This is a genomic window from Rhodococcus sp. 05-2256-B1 (assembly GCF_002258465.1).
Classification (GTDB): Bacteria; Actinomycetota; Actinomycetes; order Mycobacteriales; family Mycobacteriaceae; genus Rhodococcoides; species Rhodococcoides fascians.
The window spans coordinates 113974-130392 of sequence record NZ_NOZA01000038.1 but is presented as its reverse complement, the minus strand read 5'-3'; the positions used below and the strand labels follow the sequence as shown (position 1 = coordinate 130392).

General features: G+C 63.6%; 24 protein-coding genes. 11 read left to right on the top strand and 13 right to left on the bottom strand.

The window, feature by feature from the left end:
• Nucleotides 1-20: 20 nt before the first annotated feature.
• Entirely contained in the window at nucleotides 21-653 is a 633-nt protein-coding gene (locus CH285_RS24990; protein WP_255032296.1) for an alpha-ketoacid dehydrogenase subunit beta, read from the top strand.
• On the opposite strand, the gene CH285_RS24985 is transcribed toward CH285_RS24990, so the two are convergent.
• Both CH285_RS24985 and CH285_RS24980 read right to left on the bottom strand, forming a co-directional pair.
• Nucleotides 654-1115 (bottom strand): DUF6194 family protein, encoded by a 462-nt coding sequence (locus tag CH285_RS24985; protein ID WP_032370017.1) that lies wholly within the window; start codon nucleotides 1113-1115, stop codon nucleotides 654-656. It abuts the gene before it with no gap.
• A 39-nt stretch (nucleotides 1116-1154) separates the two neighbouring features.
• On the bottom strand, nucleotides 1155-1589 hold the full coding sequence (locus CH285_RS24980) for a PaaI family thioesterase (RefSeq protein ID WP_032389408.1): 435 nt from the start codon (nucleotides 1587-1589) through the stop codon (nucleotides 1155-1157).
• A 56-nt stretch (nucleotides 1590-1645) separates the two neighbouring features.
• Here CH285_RS24980 and CH285_RS24975 point away from each other — a divergent pair, with 56 nt between their 5' ends.
• Together CH285_RS24975 and CH285_RS24970 are read left to right on the top strand one after the other, a co-directional pair.
• Nucleotides 1646-2266 (top strand): TetR/AcrR family transcriptional regulator, encoded by a 621-nt coding sequence (locus CH285_RS24975; protein ID WP_032407920.1) that lies wholly within the window; start codon nucleotides 1646-1648, stop codon nucleotides 2264-2266.
• Complete coding sequence (locus tag CH285_RS24970; protein WP_094621836.1) at nucleotides 2253-2978, top strand: HD domain-containing protein; 726 nt, start codon at nucleotides 2253-2255, stop codon at nucleotides 2976-2978. The genes CH285_RS24975 and CH285_RS24970 overlap by 14 nt, the downstream gene beginning before the upstream one ends.
• On the opposite strand, the gene CH285_RS24965 is transcribed toward CH285_RS24970, so the two are convergent.
• Nucleotides 2962-3585 carry a luciferase domain-containing protein gene (locus tag CH285_RS24965; RefSeq protein ID WP_094644103.1) on the bottom strand — a complete coding sequence of 208 codons (624 nt, stop codon included), beginning with the start codon at nucleotides 3583-3585 and terminating at the stop codon, nucleotides 2962-2964. The two genes, CH285_RS24970 and CH285_RS24965, sit on opposite strands and share 17 nt — an antisense overlap.
• Before the next feature lie 180 nt (nucleotides 3586-3765).
• On the opposite strand from CH285_RS24965, the gene CH285_RS24960 reads away from it, so the two are divergent.
• Complete coding sequence (locus tag CH285_RS24960; protein WP_027495096.1) at nucleotides 3766-4041, top strand: PLD nuclease N-terminal domain-containing protein; 276 nt, start codon at nucleotides 3766-3768, stop codon at nucleotides 4039-4041.
• On the opposite strand, the gene CH285_RS24955 is transcribed toward CH285_RS24960, so the two are convergent.
• Nucleotides 4034-5428, bottom strand: a complete 1395-nt coding sequence (locus CH285_RS24955; RefSeq protein ID WP_094644102.1) for an aminotransferase-like domain-containing protein — start codon at nucleotides 5426-5428, stop codon at nucleotides 4034-4036. The genes CH285_RS24960 and CH285_RS24955 overlap by 8 nt on opposite strands.
• Between CH285_RS24955 and CH285_RS24950 the strand changes: the two genes are divergently transcribed.
• Nucleotides 5427-6368, top strand: a complete 942-nt coding sequence (locus CH285_RS24950; protein WP_032389404.1) for a DMT family transporter — start codon at nucleotides 5427-5429, stop codon at nucleotides 6366-6368. The two genes, CH285_RS24955 and CH285_RS24950, sit on opposite strands and share 2 nt — an antisense overlap.
• Nucleotides 6365-7585, top strand: coding sequence for a pyridoxal phosphate-dependent aminotransferase (locus tag CH285_RS24945; RefSeq protein ID WP_027495099.1), 1221 nt, complete (start codon nucleotides 6365-6367; stop codon nucleotides 7583-7585). Before CH285_RS24950 ends, CH285_RS24945 begins: the two co-directional genes overlap by 4 nt.
• A gap of 3 nt (nucleotides 7586-7588) precedes the next feature.
• On the opposite strand, the gene CH285_RS24940 is transcribed toward CH285_RS24945, so the two are convergent.
• Both CH285_RS24940 and CH285_RS24935 read right to left on the bottom strand, forming a co-directional pair.
• Nucleotides 7589-7786 carry a helix-turn-helix transcriptional regulator gene (locus CH285_RS24940; RefSeq protein ID WP_027495100.1) on the bottom strand — a complete coding sequence of 66 codons (198 nt, stop codon included), beginning with the start codon at nucleotides 7784-7786 and terminating at the stop codon, nucleotides 7589-7591.
• Nucleotides 7783-8190 carry a hypothetical protein gene (locus CH285_RS24935; RefSeq protein WP_094621841.1) on the bottom strand — a complete coding sequence of 136 codons (408 nt, stop codon included), beginning with the start codon at nucleotides 8188-8190 and terminating at the stop codon, nucleotides 7783-7785. Before CH285_RS24935 ends, CH285_RS24940 begins: the two co-directional genes overlap by 4 nt.
• A 181-nt stretch (nucleotides 8191-8371) precedes the next feature.
• On the opposite strand from CH285_RS24935, the gene CH285_RS24930 reads away from it, so the two are divergent.
• Nucleotides 8372-9313, top strand: coding sequence for a DUF808 domain-containing protein (locus CH285_RS24930; protein WP_032367693.1), 942 nt, complete (start codon nucleotides 8372-8374; stop codon nucleotides 9311-9313).
• On the top strand, nucleotides 9313-9798 hold the full coding sequence (locus tag CH285_RS24925) for a GNAT family N-acetyltransferase (RefSeq protein ID WP_032389403.1): 486 nt from the start codon (nucleotides 9313-9315) through the stop codon (nucleotides 9796-9798). The genes CH285_RS24930 and CH285_RS24925 overlap by 1 nt, the downstream gene beginning before the upstream one ends.
• Nucleotides 9799-9852: 54 nt before the next feature.
• Here the strand turns inward: CH285_RS24925 and CH285_RS24920 are convergent, their stop codons facing one another.
• Entirely contained in the window at nucleotides 9853-10527 is a 675-nt protein-coding gene (locus CH285_RS24920; protein ID WP_230597402.1) for a DUF1109 domain-containing protein, read from the bottom strand.
• A gap of 18 nt (nucleotides 10528-10545) precedes the next feature.
• The gene (locus tag CH285_RS24915) at nucleotides 10546-10917 is read right to left on the bottom strand and encodes a VOC family protein (protein WP_032389402.1); all 372 of its coding nucleotides are present in this window, start codon (nucleotides 10915-10917) and stop codon (nucleotides 10546-10548) included.
• A gap of 63 nt (nucleotides 10918-10980) precedes the next feature.
• Here CH285_RS24915 and CH285_RS24910 point away from each other — a divergent pair, with 63 nt between their 5' ends.
• Complete coding sequence (locus CH285_RS24910; RefSeq protein ID WP_032389401.1) at nucleotides 10981-11415, top strand: MarR family winged helix-turn-helix transcriptional regulator; 435 nt, start codon at nucleotides 10981-10983, stop codon at nucleotides 11413-11415.
• Nucleotides 11416-11417: 2 nt separating this feature from the next.
• Here the strand turns inward: CH285_RS24910 and CH285_RS28505 are convergent, their stop codons facing one another.
• Genes CH285_RS28505 through CH285_RS24895 form a run of 4 tightly spaced genes read right to left on the bottom strand, consistent with a single transcriptional unit; the run spans nucleotide 11418 to nucleotide 13427 of the window.
• Nucleotides 11418-11618, bottom strand: a complete 201-nt coding sequence (locus CH285_RS28505) for an alpha/beta fold hydrolase (RefSeq protein WP_230597401.1) — start codon at nucleotides 11616-11618, stop codon at nucleotides 11418-11420.
• The gene (locus tag CH285_RS24905; RefSeq protein ID WP_230597400.1) at nucleotides 11602-12225 is read right to left on the bottom strand and encodes an alpha/beta fold hydrolase; all 624 of its coding nucleotides are present in this window, start codon (nucleotides 12223-12225) and stop codon (nucleotides 11602-11604) included. Before CH285_RS24905 ends, CH285_RS28505 begins: the two co-directional genes overlap by 17 nt.
• Before the next feature lie 30 nt (nucleotides 12226-12255).
• On the bottom strand, nucleotides 12256-12978 hold the full coding sequence (locus CH285_RS24900; protein ID WP_094644101.1) for a pirin family protein: 723 nt from the start codon (nucleotides 12976-12978) through the stop codon (nucleotides 12256-12258).
• Entirely contained in the window at nucleotides 12975-13427 is a 453-nt protein-coding gene (locus CH285_RS24895; RefSeq protein ID WP_027495110.1) for a MarR family winged helix-turn-helix transcriptional regulator, read from the bottom strand. Before CH285_RS24895 ends, CH285_RS24900 begins: the two co-directional genes overlap by 4 nt.
• Before the next feature lie 85 nt (nucleotides 13428-13512).
• Here CH285_RS24895 and CH285_RS24890 point away from each other — a divergent pair, with 85 nt between their 5' ends.
• Together CH285_RS24890 and CH285_RS24885 are read left to right on the top strand one after the other, a co-directional pair.
• A complete protein-coding gene (locus tag CH285_RS24890) occupies nucleotides 13513-14037 on the top strand; it encodes a VOC family protein (RefSeq protein ID WP_027495111.1) in 525 nt (174 codons plus the stop codon).
• A 34-nt stretch (nucleotides 14038-14071) separates the two neighbouring features.
• Nucleotides 14072-14854: a pirin family protein gene (locus CH285_RS24885; protein WP_094644100.1), complete on the top strand. Its 783-nt coding sequence runs from the start codon at nucleotides 14072-14074 to the stop codon at nucleotides 14852-14854.
• Here the strand turns inward: CH285_RS24885 and CH285_RS24880 are convergent.
• Nucleotides 14851-16416 carry a Na+/H+ antiporter gene (locus tag CH285_RS24880; protein ID WP_094644130.1) on the bottom strand — a complete coding sequence of 522 codons (1566 nt, stop codon included), beginning with the start codon at nucleotides 16414-16416 and terminating at the stop codon, nucleotides 14851-14853. The two genes, CH285_RS24885 and CH285_RS24880, sit on opposite strands and share 4 nt — an antisense overlap.
• Nucleotides 16417-16419: the final 3 nt, after the last annotated feature.

Sequence of the window (16419 nt, the reverse complement as noted above, 5' to 3'; positions counted from 1 at the left end):
TCGAGCGACCCTTCGAGCAGGTGAAACTCGATCTGGGACATCAGGATGTCGGCGCGATCCTGGTCAGCTCGGGCGGCTCCTACGGGTGGCCGCAAGGCGGTGAGACGCACTTCGGCCAACGCGATGTCGCGCTACTGGACACCCTGGACGGGTGGACGATGCACGTGCCAGGGCACGTCGACGAGGTCGAATGGATGCTGCGCGGTGCCGCTGCATCCGACGACCGCGTTTACATCAGGCTTGACGGCGTCTCGAACGATCACTCGTACGGTCGACCCGGAGGTTCGATGACCGTTCTGCAACAGGGTAATTCGGACACTGTGATCTCGGTCGGTCCGATGACGGACCGGGTCCTGGCCGCGGCCCGTGGACGTGACGTCACCGTGATGCACGCGTCGACGATCAGGCCCTTCGACGGTACGACTCTTCGAGAAACGCTGACTGCGCCGGACATCATGATCGTCGAGCCCTATCTCGCGGGAACCTCTGTGCCGCAGATCGATCGAGCGATGGCAGACATACGGCATCGCGTACTGGGGATCGGGGTGGAGCCTGGAGAGCGTAGGAAGTACGGAACGGTGGCCCAACACGACCGAGCCAACGGCCTCGACATCGAAGGACTATCCCGATCGATGGACGACTTCTTCGAGTGATCAGTGTCGGCGGCGCTCGTACCTGTCCTTGGTGACGCTGTACGCAGATTCGAGGAGTTCCCCGATCTGCGATTCGGTCTGCGAAGACGGGTTGACCACCGACAACCAGCCCGCAGTGCCGTACTGAGGGTGGGCGGCAAGGGTGTCGTCGGTATCGGCCTGGGGTGCGTGGGCTGCTTCGCGTGGGGGCACTCCCAATAGCCGCTCGAACTCCTGCTTTCCTGCAATGACATTGACACGGAACGCGTCGGGCCGGTCCAGCCGGGACAACTCGTCACCCGGATAGTTCTTCGTCACGATGGTCGCGAACGGCTGGGTGGACGACGGAACAGTTCCGTCCGGCGAGTAGTAGAAGAACACATCGCCCCATGCGAGTTCCGGAGTCCCATCACCCTCCCGAGGCAGCTGCGCCAACGTGCCGTCGAAGCTGCCGACCAGATTTACGATGTCATCGAGTGTCATTCATCGATCGTCACATGTTCTGCGGTCTCTGCCCAGAGTTCAGCCGACTTTGTAGGTTCCCGTGCCGGTTGCGACGAGGCGGCCGGATTCGGTCCCGACGATGTCGACTCGACACGTCTTCAGGCTCCGACCCGCGTGTATCCGAGTACCGACTATATCGACACCCTCGGCATATACCGGTTCCATGAACTGCACAGACATGGAGACCGTGACGCCCCGAAGCTTCTCGGGCACCTCGGATCCGGCCCATGCTGCGGTCATGATCCCGATATCGATACAGCCGGCGATCACGCCGCCGTGCAGCATCTGGCCGACGGTGGACAGCTCGTCGCGGTACGGCAGCCGCAGTCGAGCTGTGCCCTCGTCGATGTCGACCAGCTCGATGCCCAGTTGCTGCACGAACGGTGATTGCGGGAGAAACATGGTCATCGCCGAGCTGCCGCTGTCCGGTGCCAGTACTTCGTTGGCTGTCATCGCTACCCCTCTATCATAATTGGATTCCGATATCGGAATCAGAGTATGATAAAGTTATGGTCTTGGATACCCCCACCGACAAGCGGAAGCGTCGAACACACACTGCGGTGCTCGACGGCGCTCGTTCGCTCTTCCTACGCCACGGATATCGGGCAACGACGATCGAGATGCTGGCCACCGCAGCCGATGTGGCGGTGAGTTCGATCTACGCAAACTTCCCCGCCGGCAAGGTGGACATCTACGCCGCTCTCGCGTGGCGAACCGCCCAGAGCCACGCTGAGCAAATGACTGCCCCCACCGATGCGGTCGAATCTGCGCACGTCGTTGCCGAGTTCCTCGATCGCTACATCGCGTTTCACCGCGACGATCCATTGGCGTTGCGGCTGCTGGCGCTGACGGATGTGGACAAGTCCGAGTCCGCGTCGGTCGGTGAGGCGAAGGAAAAGATCGACACTGCGCTCGGTGAACTCATCGATTCGGTGACGCGTGCGGTGGAGGACGCCGGTGCCGACGTCCTCCCCCGTGCACTGGTTCTGAATGCCTGGGCGGCGATGAACGGTGCTGTGTCACTGCATCAACGACGCATCGTCGATCGATCCATGCTCGACGCCATGCTCGCGATCACGCGGGCGGATATGCTCCGCCACCTGAAGGGAACACCCGATGAAACCCGGTGAGCTGAGCGCAGGTCATCGTGCGCGAATAGTGGCAGCTGCTGTGCGAGAACAACTCGCGATGTTGCCCGGTACCGTGCTCGGTCCCCGGCGACGTTCGGCGGGTTCCGCATGGCACACAGTCGATGCTCCGGATTCACGGTTGTGCCGGGAAGCACTGGAGGAGGCCAGAGAGTGCCTCAGTGAGCCCATGTTGATGCACAGCGTGCGGTGCTGGCAGTACGCGTCGGCGTTTGCGGTCATCGACGGTCTACGGCCGGATCGGGAGGCGCTGTACGTCGCGTGCCTGTTGCACGACATAGCTCTCGGCGCAGAACAGAACCCGGTGGCTGGATGTTTTGCGGTGATCGGAGCCGGGAGAGCCGAAGAGTTCGTCCGCCGACACGAAGGCGACGACCGAACGGCGCAGATCGTCCACGAGACTGTAGCCAGGCACATGGACGTCGAGACACCGATGGGATCGGAGGCGGCCCTGCTGCACGATGCGGCACACCTGGACGTCAGTGGCCGTCGGATTCGAGACCTCGATCCGCACTGCGTGGATGTCATCGAATCCAGCTATACGCGAGAAGGTTTCGCCGCAGACTTCGCATCCAGGATGAAGATCGAATCGAGAAGGAGACCGCAGTCGACGGCTGCGACCTTGTGGCGCTCAGGAATGTACCCGGCGATGAAGGCGAACCCCCTGGAGCGCAGGGTCATATCGTCGAAGTAGCTGTTGCGCGATGGATGATCTGTTCGATTCGATCTGCGTCGTCGGAGTCTCTCGGTGCGTAGAGGAAGACGTAGGTTTCGGGAAGTCCGGGGCCAGGGCGTCCGGCGAGGGGGTGTAGCTCACCCCAGCCCGCGGAGATGACGGTCTGAGCATCGTCGGGCTGCATGACGACGTGCATCGATCCTTCGGTCTCGTGGACGTGGAGTATCTCGCCGTTGGTTCGCGAAATCCACGGTGCAGCAGCGGTGACATCCGTCAGATACAGCGCGTCCCCTCGCCTCTCGAAGTGGCTGCGCGCCAGGCGGTATCGATTGTTCATGCGCGCTTCGGCAGCAACTGCGCCGGTGATCCTGTCTGTCAGTACGGGCGTAGCACGGTCGGTGAGCTGACGATGTGGAATCGGGTACGGGGCGATCGTCGGCCGTGGTCCTCGGCGCGGTTCGAGGTGCCAGTGCCGGCCTGCGGGCGACGCGCCGGCGACGGTCATGAGGTCACGTCTGGACAACGGTCGTAGCGCGGTGGCGATCAACCATCCACCGACGTTGGCCGGTAAGCCGCCCGGCCCCAAGGCCCTCCACGTCGTGTAGTCGTTCTTGACGGTCTGCACAAGTCCCCCCAGGTCGTATACGTCCGCACCACGGTAACTGCGCGACGACTCCGGCGGTAGGCCTACATCGTCCGATGTACGACGAGATACACGTGCAGACCGATGTGCAGGAACGTTCGGGTCCATAGCGTTGTGGTCGTCAACGAAACAGCGAAGAACAAGCACAGCAGAGGAACCGTCATGCACGCCGCAGTACTACTTTCACAACAACATTCGACCACCGAGCAGGTACTCGGGTTCGGGCTGGGAACCATCGTCTTGGTGGCGGTGCTCGGCGCGGTCGTTCTGTTCGTCGCCGCGCTCGTCAGCATCCTTCGCTCACCCAATTACAGTGTCGCGGGCCGTGCGGTGTGGATCTTCGTCGTGCTCGCGTTTCCGTTCCTCGGGCCACTGGTCTGGTTCGTGTGGGGTCGCACGTCGACGTTCGCCGTCGAAGCGTCGAACAGTCTCAGATGACCGATCCGATCGTCCGTGCCGCGTCCGGGAACTCACCGGCGTTCGAGCCCGCGTAGTTCAAACGCAGGAACTTGCCGGTGGGTTCGGCCGGGAAGTAATCGTCTCCCGCTCCGACGATGACACCCGCCGATTTGCATTTGTGCACAACGTCTTCCAGGTCGATGTCGTCACGCAGGCGCATCCACAGATTGAGTCCGCCCCGGGGGATCCGATCGAGATGACCGCGAGGAGCGAACTCGATCAGGCTGTGGGCCAGTAGGTCTCGACGCGCTTCGAGTTGCGTGCGTAGGCGTCGTAGGTGTGTGCGCCAGGCGGGTTGGGTGACGACGTCGAGAGCGACGGTCTGCAGGATGCCGCTGACGTACATCGATTCGGCTCCCGTGTCGGCGAGGATGCGTTCGTGGGCCGGGCCACGAGCGATCAAGCCTGCCAATCGAATCGACGGTGATACGACCTTGGTCAGCGAACGCAGGTACACCACATGTCCGCCGTCGTCTTGTGCGGCCAGTGGGCTGGGTTCGGCGGTGATGCCGAAATCGTGGGCGGAGTCGTCCTCGATCAGGAACGCACCGTGTCGTCGAACGATGTCGAGCACACGTTCGGACAGGTCCGGAGACCACTGTGCTCCGGTGGGGCTGGCGAAGGTCGGTTGAGCGTAGAACGCCCGCGCGCCGGACTCGGCGAATGCCTGTGCCAGCGCGTCCGGGTCGGGTCCGTCGACCCCGGTGGGGACCGGGACCACGCGAACGCCTGCCTGCGTTGCCGCCAGAATCGCTCCCCAGTACGTCGGTGATTCCATGAGAAGTGGGCGTCCCGCACCGACCAGCGCCCGAAAGGCCGTGCTCAGGCCGGTCTGGCTGCCCGGGATGATGACCACGTCGCTGGCCGAGGGCGGCGTGACGCCCAGCGGGGTGGAAGCGCCGAGTTCCGCGGCGAACCAAGCTCGAAGCTCGGGCAGACCTGCGGTCGGTGGCCGGGCAACCACTGCGTCGGTGCGTGAAGCTCGGGTGAAAGCAGCGTGAACGAGTCGCTCCGGCAACAGCTCTCGGGCCGGGTAACCGGAATGCAGAGCGATCACGTCACTCGACGTGGACTGCAGTGCGGCGGGGAGTTGCAATCTGTTTCCGGGTGCACCGAGCGCGGCAGTCTGCCACCCGTAGTCGTTCGGGCGGGCCGTGTGCACGGTCTTGACGAATGTTCCGACGCCAGGCCGTGTTTCGATGACACCCTGCGAAATGAGCGTGCGCAGTGCTTTCTGCACCGTCACGGGGCTGGCCGAATGCTGGGCCACCAGCGCACGAGTGGATGGCAGCTTCGCCTCGGGCGGGGCGGTTGCGATCCAGGTTCGCAGTGCAGACACGATCCGGGAACTGCTATCGTCGGACATGACACAGCATAGTAGCGCTACCCAGCTCGCGCCGGGACTGCTATCCCGAGCCGGCCTCTTGTGGGGACTGGCGGGTGTCACGGCGTTCTCGTTCACCGTGCCGCTGACTCGGATTGCCGTGACCGGTGGCCTGTCGCCGCTGTTCGTCGGGTCCGGACGCGCCGTCGTCGCCGCGGCCCTCGCTGCTGCCGCCCTGGCCCTGACCTCGCAACGGTTGCCACGCGGACGGCAATGGGTTCGACTGGGTGTCATCGCGGCCGGGGTCGTCATCGGTTTCCCCGTGCTCACGTCGTTCGCTCTGACCACCGCCTCCGCCGGCCACAGTGCCGTCGTCATCGCGCTTCTGCCGGCTGCGACCGCGGCCTTCGCCGTCGTCCGCGAGCGGCAACGCGTCCGGCCGATGTTCTGGTTGGTTGCGGCCATTGGTGCTGCGGTCGCTGTCGGATTCGCGGCCGTGCAGGGCGGCGAGGTCGCCGGACTGGGGTGGTCGGATCTGCTTCTCCTCGGAGCCGTCGTGGCGGCCGCGGTGGGATACGCGGAGGGCGGGCTGCTTGCGCGTGAACTGGGAGCGTGGCAGACGGTCTCGTGGGCGCTCGTCGTCTCTGTTCCGGTGACCGGAGCGATGACGGCGTTCGCGTGGTGGCATCAACCCACGAGCGGAGGTGTCGCAGAGTGGGCTGCGTTCGCCTATCTGGCCGTCGTGAGCATGTACCTGGGGTTCTTCGCCTGGTATCGGGGGTTGGCTATCGGTCCGATGTCGAGCGTGAGCCAGGTGCAGCTCGTTCAGCCGGTGCTGACGATCTGCTGGGCCGCGATCCTGCTCCACGAGGGACTGACGTGGCCGGTGGTCGTGGGTGGAGCAGCGGTCATCGTATGTGCAACAGTGGCGGTCCGAACTCGGATGTCGCCGTCCGTTCGACAGGAGGAACTTTCGTCATGACGCGATCGATCGATCAGGCACGCAAGCTCGAGAATGTTCGCTACGACATTCGTGGCCGCATCCTGGACAAGACCGAGGAACTCGAGGAGCAGGGGCACAAGATCCTGCGCCTCAACGTGGGTAACCCGGCCCCGTTCGGTTTCGAGGCACCCGACGAGATCATGATGGCGATGATTCGCAATCTGCCTACCGCGCAGGGATATTCCGACTCGCGGGGCCTGTTCTCGGCGCGCACCGCGGTGGTGCAGTACTACCAGACAAAGGGCCTGAGCGACCTCGACGTCGGCGACGTCTACCTGGGCAACGGGGTCTCCGAGCTGATCACCATGACGATGCAGGCGCTGTGCAACCCCGAGGACGAGGTGCTGATCCCCTCCCCCGACTACCCGCTGTGGACGGGTTCGGTTGCTCTCGCCGGAGGCACTCCGGTCCACTACTTGGCAGACGAGACTCAGGACTGGGCTCCGGACTTCGAGGATCTGGAATCGAAGATCACCACCCGTACCCGGGCCATCGTCGTGATCAATCCCAACAACCCCACTGGTGCGGTGTACTCACGCGACGTTCTGCAGCGTTTCGTCGACCTCGCGCGCGAGCACGATCTGATTCTGCTCGCCGACGAGATCTACGAGAAGATCGTGTACGACGGTTCCGAGATGACCAATCTCGCAACTCTCACCGGCAAAGATGTGCTGTGCCTGACCTATTCGGGGTTGTCGAAGGCCTACCGAGTGTGTGGATTCCGTGCCGGATGGCTGGCGATCACCGGTCCACGACGCCGTGCGGCGAGCTTCATCGAGGGCATCACGTTGCTGTCCAACATGCGCATGTGCGCGAATGTGCCTGCACAACATGCAATACAGACGGCGCTCGGCGGCCGTCAATCGATCGAGGACCTTCTGCTGCCGACGGGTCGGTTGACCGCGCAGCGGGATCTGGCGCATCGAATGCTGAACTCCATCGACGGGATCAGCTGTGTGCAGGCTGCGGGCGCGCTGTACATGTTCCCCAAGCTCGACACCGACCGTTTCGGCATCGTCGACGACGAGAAGTTCGTCCTCGACCTGCTCGAATCCGAGAAAATCCTGGTCAGTCACGGTCGAGCGTTCAATTGGGATGTGCCCGACCACTTCCGGCTCGTCACCCTGCCCAACGTGGACGATCTCTCGACCGCACTAGAGCGGCTCGGCAACTTCATGAGTTCGTACTCGCAGTAGTGCTCAATTCTTATCGGGCTCGAACAGGTCCTCGATCGTGCAGTCGAAAGCTGCGGCAAGGCGAAAGGCGACGGGCAGGCTCGGGTCGAATCTCTCCTTTTCAATGGAGATGATCGTCAGGCGGGTGACGTCGATGCGTTCGGCCAGCTCGCTCTGAGACCACCCCTTCTCGGTGCGACGACGTCGAACATCGTTCTTCACTCGGACAGGGCCCGGTAGCGCGCGAACGCGTACCGCGCAGTGAACGATGCGAACGCAGCCAGCAGCAAGCCCGTCAGAAGCAGCGTGGCCGGGGGGTCGACTCTTGCGATGGACACCACCGCAAGGGTCAGACCCAGTACGGTCACCAGATCGGTGGCCGTACCGCTGGACGCGGATGTCGTCCAATGGCTTTCGATGCTGTCGCCCGAGGTGTAGGTCTGGTCGGCGGTGACCGGCGCGACGAACAGTATCCAGCCCAGCATCGCGCCGAAGGGCAGCGCGGTGACGCCGAACACCAGCGCGGAAACCCCTGGCGCGATGGGTGACACGAGCCAGGCGAGCAGTGCCGTCGCCGATGCAGTGGCCAGGCCGACAGCGGCGACCGATATCCATCTGAGTCTCACCTGAATGCTCCGTTCGTTGGTATAGCTCGCTATACGTATAGGAAACCATACATCCCACTCCGATGTGTGGTCCGCAGCAAGCTACTGGCGGTATGGTTCGAGCACGTGGATTGCCGGATTTCGGCGTCGTACTCAGCCCTAGGAGCCTGATCGTGCATTCGTCTTCACTCGGAGATCACTGATGGCCGGCGGACTGGTAGCCCTGCTCGACGACGTGGCCGCGCTGGCACGGCTGGCGGCAGCATCGATCGACGACGTGGGAGCCGCTACCGGCAAAGCGACGGCCAAGGCCGCCGGTGTCGTGATCGACGACGCAGCGGTGACCCCGCAGTACGTTCGCGGTCTCGCGGCCGAACGTGAATTGCCCATCATCAAGCGCATCGCCGTCGGCTCGCTTCGGAACAAGCTGCTGATCATTCTGCCGATCGCCCTGCTGCTCAGTCAGTTCCTCCCATGGCTGCTGACGCCTATTCTGATGCTCGGTGGCTGCTACCTCAGCTACGAGGCCGCGCACAAGATCTGGGGAGCGCTGTTCGGCCACGGCGATCATCACGCCGAGGCAGAGGACGAGCCGCGGGACGAGGACAGCGTGGTGTCCGGTGCCGTTCGGACCGACCTGATTCTCTCCGCCGAGATCATGGTCATCGCTCTCGACACCATTGCGAGCGAGGGCTTCTGGAGTCGCCTCATCATCTTGGCGGTCGTCGCGGTGGTCATCACCATCGTCGTCTACGGCGTCGTCGCCCTCATCGTCAAGATGGACGACATCGGTCTGAAGCTGGCCGAGGGCTCGTCCGGGTTCGTCGAAAAGTTCGGCCGCGGACTGGTCAAGGGCATGCCGAAGGTGATGGCAGTGCTGTCGGTCGTCGGCACCGCAGCCATGCTGTGGGTCGGTGGGCACATCCTTCTCGTGGGCATCGACGAGCTCGGTTTCCACCCCATCTACGAGCTGGTGCACCACGGTGAGGATGCGGTGCGTGGGGTCGCGGGTGTCGGCGGAGTGCTGGCGTGGATCGTCAACACTCTTGCGTCGGCAGTCATCGGTGCGATCGTCGGCTGCATCATCGTTGTTGCGCAGCTCGGGATCTCGAAGGTGCTCGCCAAACGGGCCGCCGCGAAGTAGTGCCTGTATCGGCGACGTTCGCCGTCGTTCATCCCTCCTCGGAGCCGGCGCTCGACATCCTGTTTCGCTACAACGTCGATATCGTCGGACGCTTCTACGGCCGCGAGGCGTCGGACGAGGAAGTACGACGAGTCATGGTCGACGAGCCGAGTGACGATCTCGTGGGTGATTCGGGCCTGTTCGTTGTCGCATACCTGGGCTCGACGCTGGTCGGTTGCGGTGGTGCTCGTTTCGTCTCCGGCGACATCGCAGAACTGACCCGGGTTTTCGTCGACGCGCGTGCCCGTGGAAACGGCGTCGGGTCGTCGATCGTCGAGTTCGTCGAAGGATCGGTTCGCCAATCGCGCCGCAGGACAATGCGATTGGATACGCGAGCGGACCTCGTCGAGGCCCGGGGCCTGTACTCCAAGCTCGGCTATCTGGAGGTACCGGCGTTCAACGCCGAGCCGTACGCCGAGGTATGGCTGGAAAAGCGACTGCTTTGAACAGCTTTCGTCACCGACGAGCCAGCTCGAGGACCCGTCGCTCTGAGACAGAAATCAGTCCCGCCAGATGGCCGAGAATTCGTACCAGGGACCGTCCAGGTGCGTGGCGGTGAAGTCGTCGAATCCCGCGGGCGGTCCACCTGGTGCATACGCCCAGCCCGAGGCGCTCATGAGGGAGAAGCCGCCGTCTTCGGTGAAGTAGACCTCGCCGCCAGATGTGGCGCGTGCCGAGCTGATGTCGAACGGGCCGATCTCGATGTGTTCGCGGCTACTCGAGGGCTGTGCACTCAATTCTCGCGCAACGGCCTCGAATTCGTCGCGATGGTCCAGCATATTGTCCGGTGGCAGCAGTACCAGAACAGCCGCTGCCAAGCCCACCACCACCGGAGCCGGCGCTATCCACCACGACCATCTTCGATCCTGGCCGACGACGTGGAGGGTGCGAATTGCCCAGATGAGCCCGACGATCAGCAGCACCAGGATCGATGACGCGCCGGCGAGGAGCGGATCGAACCAGGCGAACTGTCCGTAGGGCGAGGGCCACCAGTTCCTGGACACGCATACCCACGTGACGACGGCGATCGTGGTGAACACCAGCAGGATCGGCCCGGGCGGTTTCGCGGCTTTTCGAGGTGCGTTCGCCGACTCGATGAGGCGGTTCTTCAGGCGCTCGATGATGGTCGTGTTCCCTACGCGTCGGAGGTGGCATCCGCACTCAGGGTCCCACATTTGTCGATGACTTCGGGGCTAACTGCTGTGCACGGTGACGGCGTATCCGTCGGGGTCACGTAGGACGAAGGTCTTTCCGAAGGGGCCGTCGAAGGGGGCGGTCACGATCGTCACGCCGGCGGCGACGAGATTGTCGTGGAGCGCTTCGGCGTCGTCGCACACCAGCCAGAGGGCAACTCCGAGTCCCGGCTGACCACTGCCGAGATCTGTTTCGGGAGCGGGGTTTCGGACGGCGAACGGTATCGGTGAGGTGGTGAACACCACCGCGCCGGGTGGTGCCTGGGGTGCCCGGACGAGGCCCAGCTGCGATTCGTAGAAGTCTGCACTGACGGCGAGGTCACGTACCTGGAGGGAGAGGAAGCTCGGTCCGGAAACGGTCGCAACGGTCATGTCGGGTCCTTTCGGCGGTTCGTCAAGTTCTTGACGACGAGAAATGTATGTCAAGATGTTGACATGAGTCAAGTGGATGTCGACACCTCGATCGGCTACGCCCTCAAGCGGGCCACGTCCGCCCTGCGTTCGGCGATGGACGAGTGCCTACGCGATCTCGATATCACCGTCTCGCAGTACTCGAGCCTCGAACTCCTCGCGCACAAACCGGGACTGTCCAACGCCGAACTCGCGCGCGCGGTATTCGTCAGCAGGCAGGCAACCCATCAACTGCTGGCCGGGCTCACGCGCGGCGGCCTGGTGGAGATCGAGGGGGTAGGTCGAGACCAGCGTCTGTACGTGACGACCCTGGGCAGGGAGCGCCTGCGGCAAGCGTCGGCCGCTGTCGCCGCGGTGGAAAATGCCATGATTGCGTCGCTGTCCAAGAGCGAGCGAGAAGTGCTGCACCGCAACCTTGTTACGTGTGCCGAGGCTCTGGACGGGCGCGAGCGGTCGTAACCTCAGTCGATCGAGTCGAGGAATTCCAGCATCGCCGCATTGAACTCGTTCGGCCGGTCCATGTTGGCAGCGTGACCGCAGTTCTCCAAGACCACAGATCGACCACCCGAATTGAGCTTCGCGGACTCGGAAGCATGTGCAGCAGGCCAGAACTGGCTGTCGCGTCCGGCGATCATGAGGTACGGCCTATCGGTACCCGACATGGTTGCGCCAGTCCTGCGCCGCATGATCGGCCAGTAGCGCCTTCATCGGGGCCGTGTCGGGTGATGCCATCTTCGGCATCGCGCGCAATGCAAACGCGAGTTTCAGTAGTGCAGGCACCGACTTCCACTGCGGTCGGCCGTGGCCCGTGTCGGGTATTCCGCTGTCGAAGAACGACGTTCGATTGCTGTCGGTCAGACCGTAGAAGCCGTTCGACCAATCGTCGCTGTTCGCCATCTTCGGTGTCTGATCCACCGACACGATGGCTCGAACGCGGTCGGTGCCGAACTGCGAGACGTAAGACCAGATGGTGTTGGCCCCCATGGAACCTCCGATCAAGACGGCTTCGTCGACGCCCACCTCCGAGAGGAAATTCGCGATATCGCGTCCGTGCCGCTCCATCGACGCTCCGTGTGTCGGTGCATCGGAGGTGCCGTGACCCCGTCGATCGAGGGCGAGAACACGGTATCCGACTCGCACCAACGCTTTCTTCTGCAACATCCAGGTGGTCGCCGGTGCGCAGAAGCCGGCGACGAGAACCACGGCCGGGCCGGTGCCTTCGTCGAGATAGTTCAGGGAGACGGCATCGTCGGTGACAACGGTTGGCATGGTGAATCTCCCTGTGTCAGAAGAACTCGGTCAGGCGAAGCCGGCGTGCATTTCCCAGATCAAAATTTCGCTCGCCGTCGATGCTGTCACACGGTGACCTCCGGCGGCGGTGAGTCGGACCGCGTCACCCTGGGCAACGTCTCCGACGGTCTCGAACACTGCGGAACCGTCGGCGACGAAGACGTGACCGTACGGCGCGTCAGGGACGGTGACGGACTCCCCCGGTGCGAGTCGGGCGGCATGCAGCGTCGCGTAGCGGTTGCCGATCCGAACGCCGCCGCGGCCCGGCATGCCGGACGCCACCGGAACCAGCTCGCCGTTCGCCAGCTGGTCCTGTACGTCCAGCTCTTCGTAGGAGGGATCGGTTCCATCGGTGTCGGGTGGGATCCACATCTGCACCACGCGCAGCTTTTCTCGGCTGGACCGGCTCGATGCATTGGTCTCGGTGTGCCGAATTCCGGTTCCGGCACTCATGCGTTGAACGAGGCCGGGGTAGATCAGCCCCGAATTACCCTCGGAGTCAGTATGTTTCAGCGTCCCTTCCAACACCCACGTGACGATCTCCATGTTCTCGTGCTGATGGGAGTCGAACCCTTCGCCGGGAAACACCGTGTCCTCGTTGTGCACCATCAGTAGCCCGTGCGCATTGGCCGCCAGGTCGTAATTGCCGGTGGCGGGAAACGACTGCTTGGAATCGAGCCATTCGTTCCACCAGTGATGGCGTTGCGCACCGGGTATGTGAGTCACGGTCACGATGCGTGGTTCCGCATCGCCGTGAAAGTCCGCGTCAGAGCCGCGAGATCGTTCGGGTCCACCAGATCGAACATTTTCTCTCGTACTGCCTCGACGTGTCCCGGGCTGGCGGCGGCGAGCGTGTTCATGCCCGCTTCGGTGAGTTCGGCGGACATTCCGCGCTTGTCGTCGTCGCATTTGACGCGTGTGACCCAGCCGTTGTCGACGAGTCGGCTGATGGCTCTGGTGACGCCGCTACGAGTCGTGGTGACGGCGTCGGCCAGTTCGCTCATTCGTCGGCGACGGTCGGGTGCCTCGGACAGTACGACCAACAGCTCGAAGTCGGTGAAGGAGATCCCGGAGTCGCGTGTGAGTTGATTGTCGAGGTCGCGAAGCAGCAGCCGCGTCGCATCGAGGTATGCGCGCCAGGCCTGCTGTTCGTCGGCACCGAGCCACCGTGGTGAGTCCATGCCCCCATGCTAGTTGACAACGCAACTAACCGGTGTACTGTTCTCGGTAGTTGACGAAGCAACTACCTGACCGGAGGCCGAAGCGATGACCGAAACCAACGAACTGACTGCAGACGAGACACGCCGCGCGCAGGAGCACGCCGAGCAGCGGGACCGCATCCGTCAGCAGTACATGAAGCCTGCAGGTGAGCGTCCGGCGTCGTCTGCCCGCGGACTCCATCACACGGCACTGGTCAGCAGCGATGTCGAGGCGACCGTGCGGTTCTATCAAGACCTGCTCGAGTTTCCCCTGACCGAGCTCATCGAGAACCGTGACTACCCGGGTTCGTCGCACTTCTTCTTCGACATCGGCAACAGCAACCTGCTGGCCTTCTTCGACTTCCCCGGACTCGACGTCGGTCCGTACGCGGAGGTGCTGGGCGGCCTGCATCACGTGGCCATCAGTGTCGAGCCCACCCGCTGGGAGCACCTGCGCACCAAGCTGATCGACGCGGGAATCGAATTGATCGAGCACAGCGAGGTCTCGCTCTACTTCCGCGATCCCGACGGCGCACGGCTCGAACTGATCGCCGATCCGCTCGGTGAGATGTACGGCTCGCACGTTCTCTGAGAACACACCTACTTTCGAGATTCGAGGCAATGACATGACCTCTGCAGCAACCACACTCGACCTCCGCCGCGCCGACGACCGATTCAAGACCAAGATCGGCTGGCTGGACTCCAAGCATTCCTTCTCGTTCGGCAACCACTTCGATCGCGGTAACACCCACCACGGCGTCCTCATGGTCAACAACGACGACATCGTCACCCCGGGAATGGGATTCGATACCCACCCGCACCGCGACATGGAGATCATCACCTGGGTTCTGCAGGGATCGCTGGTGCACCAGGATTCGATGGGCCACTCCGGAGTCATCTACCCCGGCCTCGCGCAACGCATGAGTGCGGGCACCGGAATTCTCCACTCGGAGAAGAACGATTCGTGGCGACTCGGCGATACTGCCGGCTCGTACTCGGGCAAGCACGGCGATCCTGTTCGCTTCGTCCAGATGTGGGTCGTGCCCGACGAGCAGGGCATCGCCCCGGGCTACGAACAGCTCGAGATCGACAACGAATTGCTCAGCGGTGGACTGGTTCCCGTCGCATCCGGCATGCCCGACCACGCTGATCACGCCGCCATTCGCATCAAGAACAAGTACGCCGCCATGCACGTGGCGCGCCTACAGCCCGGGCAGGCTCCGGTGCAGATTCCCGATGCACCGTTCGTGCATATCTTCGTGGCCGAGGGTGAGACGATGCTCGAGGGAGTCGGACCCCTCGCGCAGGGCGACGCCGTGCGCGTCAGCGGAGGCGGCGGTCAGAAACTGAGCACTTCCAGTGGCGCCGAAGTGATCGTCTGGGAGATGCACGCCGCGATCGCCGGTTAATCGGTCTCTCGGTGTGGGCGGAACGAATGCTCCTCGTGGTCGAGTTCGTGTTCGAGGCTGCGCATGCTGTTGTCCGGTAGCCGGCCGGCATCGCGCCAGCAGAGCAACTCCTCTCGCTCCACATCGAGGATTCGGCGGCGCGTACTCATCGCGGCAATCTGTTCCGGTGAGATGACCGCGTCGCCGACGTCCGTCTCGTCGAGATGATCGAGTCGACGGTGGTACCGGTCGATGCGATGCTCGAGTTCGCTCCGCAGGATCTCCCGGCCTTCGTCGTCGAGGTTCTCTTCGTCGGCGATGCGATCGAGCTGTGACAGTGCAGCTTTGGCCGATCCCTCACGTGCTTCGTTTCGCAGACGCGCCTCTGCGGCGGGGTCCGCGACGACGTTCAGCTTGCGGACCAGTGGAGCGAACGTGAGGCCCTGTCCAACGACCGTCACCAGCACGACGAGAAATGCGCAGAACAGCAACAGGTCTCGGCTCTCGAACGGCTCGCCCGAGTCGATCGTCAGAGGGAGCGTGAACACCGCGGCGACGGTGATGACGCCGCGGGTGCCGGCCCAGCTCATCACCACCGCCTCGCGTGGGGACAGCCCGGTCGTGAGCAACCACAGCGGACGCAGTAGGAGCACGCCGGCCAGAGTGACCGTGACCGCGAGAGCGATGGTCGTTCCCGAGTAGGCCGAGAGGCCGCCGACCACGGTGGGCAGTTGCTCACCGATGAGCAGAAATACGAAGCCCTCGAGCAGCAGATCTATCAGTCGCCACACGGCGCTGGTCTGCAGTCGGCTGGCCCCGGAGATGGCGTGGCGGGTGTGGTGCCCGATCACCAGAGCCGCGACGACCACGGCGAGAACACCCGAGGCGTGAACTTCCTCTGCCGCCAGGTACGCCACGAACGGCGTCGCCAGCGACACGATGTTGAGCAGCAGCGAATCGTGAACGTAGCGCTGTACGAGGCGAATCAGCAGGGCGACGACCAATCCGACGACGATTCCGCCGGCCGCCGCCAACACGAACAACCCACCCGCGTGGACGAAGGTCATGTCCTGACTGGATATCGCGGCGATCGCAACGGTCAGCATCGTCAGCGCCGTCGCGTCGTTCAGCAGTCCCTCACCTTCGATGAGGGTGACGAGTTTCGGTGGGATACCGGCGCGACGACCCACCGCAAGGGCGGCGACCGGGTCCGGCGGCGCAACCGCGGCACCGAGCGCCATACCGGCGGCCAGGGTGATGCCCGGAACGAGCAACCACATGCCGACGCCCACGAGGGCAGCCGTGGCCACCACGAGGGCGACCGACAGACTCAGGATCGTCCAGACGTTGCGGCGGATCGCAATCAACGAGGAGTTCAGCGCGGCGCTGTAGAGCAGCGGCGGAATCACCAGAGTAAGCACGACTTCGGGGTCGAGAACGATGTCGGGCAACGCCGACGCCGAGACGGCCAGGCCGGCCAAGGTCAACAACGCTGCCGCGGGCAGCGCCGTCTTATTCGAGATCACCTGCGCGGCGACGATCAGACCCGTAGCAGCCAGGACCAGGCCCAGAGTTTCTATCACCCG

Coding starts and splice junctions, on each gene's coding strand:
- CH285_RS24975 (WP_032407920.1), top strand. CDS start 1,646: ATGGTCTTGGATACCCCCACCGACAAGCGGAAGCGTCGAACACACACT.
- CH285_RS28505 (WP_230597401.1), bottom strand. CDS start 11,618: ATGTCGGGTACCGATAGGCCGTACCTCATGATCGCCGGACGCGACAGC.
- CH285_RS24920 (WP_230597402.1), bottom strand. CDS start 10,527: ATGTGGGACCCTGAGTGCGGATGCCACCTCCGACGCGTAGGGAACACG.
- CH285_RS24945 (WP_027495099.1), top strand. CDS start 6,365: ATGACGCGATCGATCGATCAGGCACGCAAGCTCGAGAATGTTCGCTAC.
- CH285_RS24895 (WP_027495110.1), bottom strand. CDS start 13,427: ATGGACTCACCACGGTGGCTCGGTGCCGACGAACAGCAGGCCTGGCGC.
- CH285_RS24905 (WP_230597400.1), bottom strand. CDS start 12,225: ATGCCAACCGTTGTCACCGACGATGCCGTCTCCCTGAACTATCTCGAC.
- CH285_RS24915 (WP_032389402.1), bottom strand. CDS start 10,917: ATGACCGTTGCGACCGTTTCCGGACCGAGCTTCCTCTCCCTCCAGGTA.
- CH285_RS24950 (WP_032389404.1), top strand. CDS start 5,427: ATGACACAGCATAGTAGCGCTACCCAGCTCGCGCCGGGACTGCTATCC.
- CH285_RS24910 (WP_032389401.1), top strand. CDS start 10,981: ATGAGTCAAGTGGATGTCGACACCTCGATCGGCTACGCCCTCAAGCGG.
- CH285_RS24885 (WP_094644100.1), top strand. CDS start 14,072: ATGACCTCTGCAGCAACCACACTCGACCTCCGCCGCGCCGACGACCGA.
- CH285_RS24970 (WP_094621836.1), top strand. CDS start 2,253: ATGAAACCCGGTGAGCTGAGCGCAGGTCATCGTGCGCGAATAGTGGCA.
- CH285_RS24890 (WP_027495111.1), top strand. CDS start 13,513: ATGACCGAAACCAACGAACTGACTGCAGACGAGACACGCCGCGCGCAG.
- CH285_RS24985 (WP_032370017.1), bottom strand. CDS start 1,115: ATGACACTCGATGACATCGTAAATCTGGTCGGCAGCTTCGACGGCACG.
- CH285_RS24930 (WP_032367693.1), top strand. CDS start 8,372: ATGGCCGGCGGACTGGTAGCCCTGCTCGACGACGTGGCCGCGCTGGCA.
- CH285_RS24980 (WP_032389408.1), bottom strand. CDS start 1,589: ATGACAGCCAACGAAGTACTGGCACCGGACAGCGGCAGCTCGGCGATG.
- CH285_RS24955 (WP_094644102.1), bottom strand. CDS start 5,428: ATGTCCGACGATAGCAGTTCCCGGATCGTGTCTGCACTGCGAACCTGG.
- CH285_RS24960 (WP_027495096.1), top strand. CDS start 3,766: ATGCACGCCGCAGTACTACTTTCACAACAACATTCGACCACCGAGCAG.